General features: G+C 52.6%; 1 rRNA gene. It reads right to left on the reverse strand.

The annotated features are described in order from the left end of the window. Nucleotides 1–23: 23 nt before the first annotated feature. Nucleotides 24–1,538: ribosomal RNA gene (locus GT508_RS14500) — 23S ribosomal RNA — on the reverse strand; the annotation flags it as partial.

Below are 1,538 nucleotides of genomic sequence, written 5' to 3' on the forward strand. Positions count from 1 at the left end.
TTTCATCCTACCTATCACCTTGCTTGGTCATGCCCTCGACCGATTAGTATCAGTCAGCTCCATACATTACTGTACTTCCACCTCTGACCTATCTACCTCGTCGTCTTCAAGGGGTCTTACTACTTACGTAGGGATATCTCATCTTGAGGGGGGCTTCACGCTTAGATGCCTTCAGCGTTTATCCCGTCCCGGCTTGGCTACTCTGCCATGCACTTGGTATGCAACAGATACACCAGCGGCCAGTCCATCCCGGTCCTCTCGTACTAAGGACAGCTCCTCTCAAATATCCTACGCCCACGCCGGATAGGGACCGAACTGTCTCACGACGTTCTGAACCCAGCTCGCGTACCGCTTTAATGGGCGAACAGCCCAACCCTTGGGACCTACTTCAGCCCCAGGATGCGATGAGCCGACATCGAGGTGCCAAACCACTCCGTCGATGTGAACTCTTGGGAGTGATAAGCCTGTTATCCCCAGGGTAGCTTTTATCCGTTGAGCGATGGCAATCCCACTTTATACCACCGGATCACTAAGTCCTACTTTCGTACCTGCTCCACCCGTCGGTGTCGCAGTCAAGCTCCCTTCTGCCTTTGCACTCTTCGAATGGTTTCCGTCCATTCTGAGGGAACCTTTGAGCGCCTCCGATACCCTTTCGGAGGCGACCGCCCCAGTCAAACTCCCCACCTGACATTGTCCCCCGACCAGTTCATGGTCGCTGGTTAGAAATCCAATACTGCAAGGGTGGTATCCCAACAGCGGCTCCGTGACAACTGGCGTCATCACTTCCTAGCCTCCCACCTATCCTGTACATGCAATACCGAATCCCAGTATCAAGCTGGAGTAAAGCTCCATGGGGTCTTTCCGTCCTGGCGCAGGTAACCAGCATCTTCACTGGTATTTCAATTTCACCGGGTGCATTGTTGAGACAGTGCCCAAATCATTACGCCTTTCGTGCGGGTCGGAACTTACCCGACAAGGAATTTCGCTACCTTAGGACCGTTATAGTTACGGCCGCCGTTTACTGGGGCTTAAATTCAAAGCTTCGCGTTGCCGCTAACCTCTCCTCTTAACCTTCCAGCACCGGGCAGGCGTCAGCCCATATACTTCACCTTACGGTTTTGCATAGACCTGTGTTTTTGCTAAACAGTTGCTTGGGCCAATTCTCTGCGGCCAGCTCTCGCTGGCACTCCTTCTCCCGAAGTTACGGAGTCATTTTGCCGAGTTCCTTAACAATGCTTCTCCCGTCGGCCTTAGGATTCTCTCCTCATCCACCTGTGTCGGTTTACGGTACGGGCTTAAGTAAAACAATAGCGGCTTTTCTTGANCGTTACCGCTAACCTCTCCTCTTAACCTTCCAGCACCGGGCAGGCGTCAGCCCATATACTTCACCTTACGGTTTTGCATAGACCTGTGTTTTTGCTAAACAGTTGCTTGGGCCAATTCTCTGCGGCCACCTCTCGGTGGCACTCCTTCTCCCGAAGTTACGGAGTCATTTTGCCGAGTTCCTTAACAATGCTTCTCCCGTCGGCCTTAGGATT

Source organism: Dorea sp. BIOML-A1, from assembly GCF_009875615.1.
Lineage (GTDB): Bacteria > Bacillota > Clostridia > Lachnospirales > Lachnospiraceae > Dorea_A > Dorea_A amylophila.